5 protein-coding genes are annotated in these 5,276 nt (G+C 71.1%); all 5 read left to right on the top strand.

Going from position 1 to position 5,276, the window contains the following annotated elements:
* The coding region (locus G3N94_RS39395) for an isochorismate synthase (protein WP_205799599.1) at nucleotides 1-845 on the top strand (845 nt) is incomplete at its 5' end.
* A gap of 83 nt (nucleotides 846-928) precedes the next feature.
* Complete coding sequence (locus G3N94_RS39390) at nucleotides 929-2,542, top strand: (2,3-dihydroxybenzoyl)adenylate synthase (RefSeq protein WP_205799600.1); 1,614 nt, start codon at nucleotides 929-931, stop codon at nucleotides 2,540-2,542.
* Nucleotides 2,543-2,613: 71 nt separating this feature from the next.
* Nucleotides 2,614-3,489, top strand: a complete 876-nt coding sequence (locus tag G3N94_RS39385; RefSeq protein WP_205799598.1) for an isochorismatase family protein — start codon at nucleotides 2,614-2,616, stop codon at nucleotides 3,487-3,489.
* Nucleotides 3,486-3,806, top strand: coding sequence for a DUF2218 domain-containing protein (locus G3N94_RS39380; protein WP_205799597.1), 321 nt, complete (start codon nucleotides 3,486-3,488; stop codon nucleotides 3,804-3,806). The genes G3N94_RS39385 and G3N94_RS39380 overlap by 4 nt, the downstream gene beginning before the upstream one ends.
* Before the next feature lie 58 nt (nucleotides 3,807-3,864).
* The coding region (locus G3N94_RS39375) for a condensation domain-containing protein (protein WP_241022331.1) at nucleotides 3,865-5,276 on the top strand (1,412 nt) is incomplete at its 3' end.

The raw sequence follows: 5,276 nt of genomic DNA, 5'->3' as shown, positions 1-5,276 counted from the left end.
GCCATGCGACGCGTGCGGTGCCGTCGGCGGACGTCTATGCGGACGCGGTCGCGCAGGCCGTTGCCCGCATTCGCGCGGGCGAGCTCGACAAGGTCGTGCTGGCACGCACGCTCGAGATCAGCGGCGAACGGCCGGTGGACGTCGCGCCGCTCGTCGCGCGGCTCGCGGCCCGCAATCCGCACGGCTATACGTTCTCCGTCGATCTCGGCGCCGGCCGCACGCTGCTCGGCGCGAGCCCGGAGCTGCTCGTGAACCGCTTCGGCGGCATCGTGCGCGCGAATCCGCTCGCGGGCTCGGCGCCGCGCAGCCGCGACCCGGTCGAGGATCGCCGCCGCGCGGACGCGCTGCTCGCGTCCGCGAAAGATCTCGACGAGCATCGGGTCGTCGTCGACGCGGTGCGCGACGCGCTCGCGCCGTTGTGCCGGCGTCTCGACGTGCCCGCGCGCCCGTCGCTGATCCACACCGAGACGATGTGGCACCTGTCGACCGAAGTGCGCGGCGAAACCGACGCCGACGCGCTGACGCTCGCACTCGCGCTGCATCCGACGCCGGCCGTCTGCGGCGCGCCGCGTGCGGCCGCCCGTGCGTGCATCCGCGACGCGGAGCCGTTCGATCGTGGCTTCTACGCGGGGATGCTCGGCTGGGTTGATACGCAAGGCGACGGCGAATGGGTGGTGACGATCCGCTGCGCGGAAGCGCACGACCGCTCGCTGCGGCTCTATGCGGGCGCGGGCGTGGTCGGTGAATCGACGCCCGACGGCGAGTGTGCGGAGACCGCCGCGAAATTCCGGACGATGCTCGACGCGCTCGGCGTGAGCCACGACGTCGCGCCGGAGGCAGAATGAACAGCCCCCACGCTCACGTTCGTTCGCTGCCCCCCGAGGGGGCGGCTGCCTCCCTTGGGGCGGCCCGGCGGGAGGGCAGCATGATGCGCGCGCACGGCACGCGGTGGCCGGATGCGTTCGCCGCCACGTATCGCGAGAAAGGCTACTGGCGCGGGCAATCGTTCGCGCAATGGCTCGATGAACGTGTTGCACAGTACGGCGAGCGCGTCGCGCTCGTGCAGGACGACATCCGCTGGTCGTATCGCACGCTCGCCGACGAAGCGACACGTGTCGCCCGCGCGCTGACCGCGCGCGGCATCGTGCCCGGCGACCGCGTGGTCGTGCAGTTGCCGAACTGCGTCGCGTTCTTCGCGGTCACGTTCGCGCTGTTCCGGATCGGCGCGCTGCCGGTATTCGCGCTGCCCGCGCATCGGCGGCGCGAGATCGGCTTCTTCTGCCGGCACGCGCAGGCGGTCGCGTACGTCGCGGCCGAGCGGCACGGCGGTTTCGATTACCGGGCACTCGCGCGCGACGTGCTGGCCGATGCGCCGACGCTGCGCCACGTACTGTTCACGGCACCCGGCAATGCGAACCTCGCGCTGGCCGACGCGCCGGCGCATTTCGCGCTGCCGCCGGGGCCGGCTGCGGGCGAGGTCGCGTTCCTGCAACTGTCGGGCGGCAGCACCGGCACGCCGAAGCTGATCCCGCGCACCCACGACGACTACCTGTACAGCGTGCGCGAAAGCGCGCGCATCTGCGGGCTGACCGAGCGCAGCGTGTATCTCGCCGCGCTGCCGGCCGCGCACAACTATGCGCTCAGCTCGCCGGGCTCGTTCGGCGTGCTGCACTCAGGCGGCACGGTCGTGCTGTGCGACGGCGCGAGCCCGGACGCCGCGTTCCCGCTGATCGAGCGTGAGCGCGTGACGGTCGTCGCGCTCGTGCCGCCGCTGGTGCCGGTGTGGCTCGCGGCCGTGGAGCGACAGTGGGGCGCGCTCGCGAGCCTCGAACTCGTGCAGGTCGGCGGCGCACGCTTCGACCCCGCGCTCGCGGCGCGCGCGGCCGATGGTTTCGGCGCGCAGCTGCAGCAGGTGTTCGGGATGGCCGAAGGGCTCGTCAACTACACGCGGCTCGACGATCCGCGCGACGTTGTGACCGGCACGCAGGGGCGGCCGATCTCGCCGGACGACGAGATCCGCATCGTCGACGACGACGATGGTCCGGTCGCCCCGGGCGAGGTTGGCCACCTGCTGACGCGCGGCCCGTACACGATCCGCGGCTACTACGAAGCGGACGCGCACAACGCGCGCGCATTTACCCCGGACGGCTTCTATCGCACCGGCGATCGCGTGCGGGTCACGGAGACCGGCCATCTGGTCGTCGAAGGGCGCGCGAAGGACCAGATCAACCGCGGCGGCGAGAAGATTCCCGCCGAGGAGGTCGAGCACCTGCTGCTCGCGCATCCTGGCATCGTCGATGCGGCGCTCGTGCCGATGCCCGATCCGTATCTCGGCGAGCGCAGTTGCGCGTACGTGATCCGCGGCACGCCGGCGCCGGGCGCGGCGGATCTGATCCGGTTCGTGCGCGAGCAGGGCGTCGCCGCGTTCAAGGTGCCCGACCGGATCGAATTCGTCGACGCGTTCCCGAAGACGCCGGTCGGCAAGATCGACAAGCGCGCGCTGCGCGAGCGCATCGCGGCGCAGTTGAGCGCGGCGGCATGACACATACGCATGCACACACGCGCGGGCGGCACGCATCGCCCGCGCATCGAATCATTCAACAGCACTCCATCATGGCCATTCCGAAGATTCCTTCCTATCCGATGCCGGCCGAGCTGCCGGCGAACCGCGTGACCTGGGGTTTCGAGCCGCCGCGCGCCGCGTTGCTCGTGCACGACATGCAGGACTACTTCCTCGACTTCTACGATCGCGACGCGGCACCGGTGCCGGCGCTGCTGGCGAACGTGCGTCGGCTGATCGACTTCGCGCATGCGACTGGAATGCCGGTGTGCTACACCGCGCAATCGGCGGCGCAGACGCCCGAGCAGCGCGCGCTGCTGACCGACATGTGGGGGCCCGGGCTCACCGCGCATCCGTCGCGCGAATCGATCTGCGACGCGCTCGCGCCGGCGCCGGGCGACACGGTGCTCGACAAGTGGCGCTACAGCGCGTTCCAGCGCTCGGATCTGGACCACCTGCTGAGCGAGCAGGGGCGCGACCAGCTCGTGATCTGCGGGATCTACGCGCATATCGGCTGCCTGATGACCGCGTGCGAAGCGTTCATGCGGGACGTCCGCCCGTTCTTCGTCGCCGATGCGCTCGCGGACTTCTCCGAGCGCGAGCACCGGATGGCGCTCGACTACGTGGCGAGGCGTTGCGGCAAGGTTGCGACCACCGGTGAACTGGTCGGCGCGGCGGTGCGCGACGTCGCGTCGCCGATGCTCGCGGAAATTGCCGCACAGGTCGCGCACAGCCTGCGGGTGCCGGTCGCCGATCTGCGCGCGGGCGACAACCTGCTCGACTGCGGGCTCGATTCGGTGCGCATGATGATGCTCCTGGAAACCTGGCGATCCGCCGGACACGACGTCACGTTCGTGCAGCTTGCCGAGGCACCGACGCTCGACGCGTGGACGCGTCTGCTGCAGCGCACCGCGCAGGTGAGCGCATGACGGCGCCGTCGATCCCGGACGTCCAGCCGGCGCCGTTCGTCAGTACCGCCGAGCTCACGCTGCCGCAGGCCGATCGCGTGCTGTTCAAGCTCTGCAAGCACTACGCGATCAAGGTGCCGGTCGTGTTCGACGCGCACCGCGCGACGGTCGATTTCCCGTACGGTGTGTGCCGGATGGTGCGCGCCGACGATGTGCTGAGCGTGCGTTGCGAGGCCGACGCCGAGGACAAGCTCGAACAGATCCAGTACGTGATGGACGAGCACCTCGCGCTGATGTCGCGCAACTCGCAGCTCGTCGTCGCGTGGCGCCGCGCGTGACGCGCGTGACCCGTGAGGCCCGTTTCCCGATCAACGATTTTTCGTGGCAATCCCTTTCATGCAACTCGAAGACCGACCGCTGCGCGCCACGTCCGCGCAATACGGAATCTGGGTCGCGCAGCAGGTCGATCCCGACGATCCGGGCTACCTGACCGCCGAGACGATCGCGCTTGACGGCCCGCTCGACGTCGCCGCGCTGACCGACAGCGTCGAGACGGTGCTCGACCACGCGGACGCGCTGCACATGCGCTTCGCGTGGACCGACGACGCGCTGTGGCAGCGCCGCCTGCCGCCATGTGCGCGGCTGCCGCTCGTCGATTTCTCGTCGGAACCCGATCCCGCGCAGGCCGCGTGCGCGTGGATGCGGTCGTCGCTGTCGATCCGCTGCGACGTGACGGCCGATCCGCTGTACCGCACCGCGCTGCTGCGGCTGTCGCCGACGCGGCACTGGTGGTATCTGCAGGTTCATCACATCGCGCTCGACGGCTTCGGCTACAGCCTGCTCCAGCAGGCGGTCGCGGCCCGCTACAACGCGCGCGTCACGGGCGCGGCGCCGCCCGCGCTGCCGGACTGGCGGGTCGATCGCGTCGTCGACGCGGAGGCACGCTACCGCGCGAGCGGTGGTTTCGACGCAGATCGTACGTTCTGGCACGCGCACCTGCGCGACGTGCCGGCACCGCTCGTGCTCGCGCCGCAGCAAGAGGTCGGCGCGGACGCGTTGCGCGAAACGCTCGCGCTCGACGGCGAGCGCGTGCACGCACTGCGCGCAGCCGCCGAGCGGCTCGACGTCGACTGGAATGCGTGGCTGCTGTGCGCGATCGGCATCTGGCTCGCGAAGCAGGGCGGCCAGCGCGACCTGACGTTCGGCCTGCCGGTGATGAACCGGCTCGGCACGCCAGCGCTCGGCGTGCCGTGCATGGCGATGAACATCGTGCCGTTTCGCGTGCACGTCGATGCCGACCGGTCGCCGCGCGCGCTCGCGGCCGAGACGGCCGGGCGGCTGCGCGCGATCCGGCCGCACCTGTACTACCGGTATGGCTGGATTCGCGGCGACCTCGGCCTGCTGGAGCGCGATGCGTTCCTGTTCAACCAGGCGGTCAACGTGATGCCGTTCGAGCGGCAGGTCGCGTTCGACGGGCTCGCGAGCGACACGCGCGCGGTCAGCGGCGGCCCCGTGAAGGACCTGAACGTGACGGTCGCGGTGCGTGGCGGCGCGTGGCATATCACGCTCGAGGGCAATCCGAACGCGTACGATGCGGCGCGGCTCGCCGCATATGCGCGCAGCCTCGCGGGCTGGCTGGACGCGTTTGCCGGACTCGCGCCGGACGCACCGCTGGCACCGCTGCTCGGCGACCTGCCGCCGCTGTCGATCCTGCGCGGCGCGCCGCTCGCCAGCCCATACCCGGATGTGCTCGCGCTCGTCGCGCGTGTCGCGCAGGAAACGCCGACGCGCACCGCGATCGAGGCGGA

This window comes from Burkholderia sp. Ac-20353 (assembly GCF_017104785.1).
Classification (GTDB): domain Bacteria; phylum Pseudomonadota; class Gammaproteobacteria; order Burkholderiales; family Burkholderiaceae; genus Burkholderia.
This window is presented reverse-complemented; position numbering and strand designations above follow the sequence as displayed.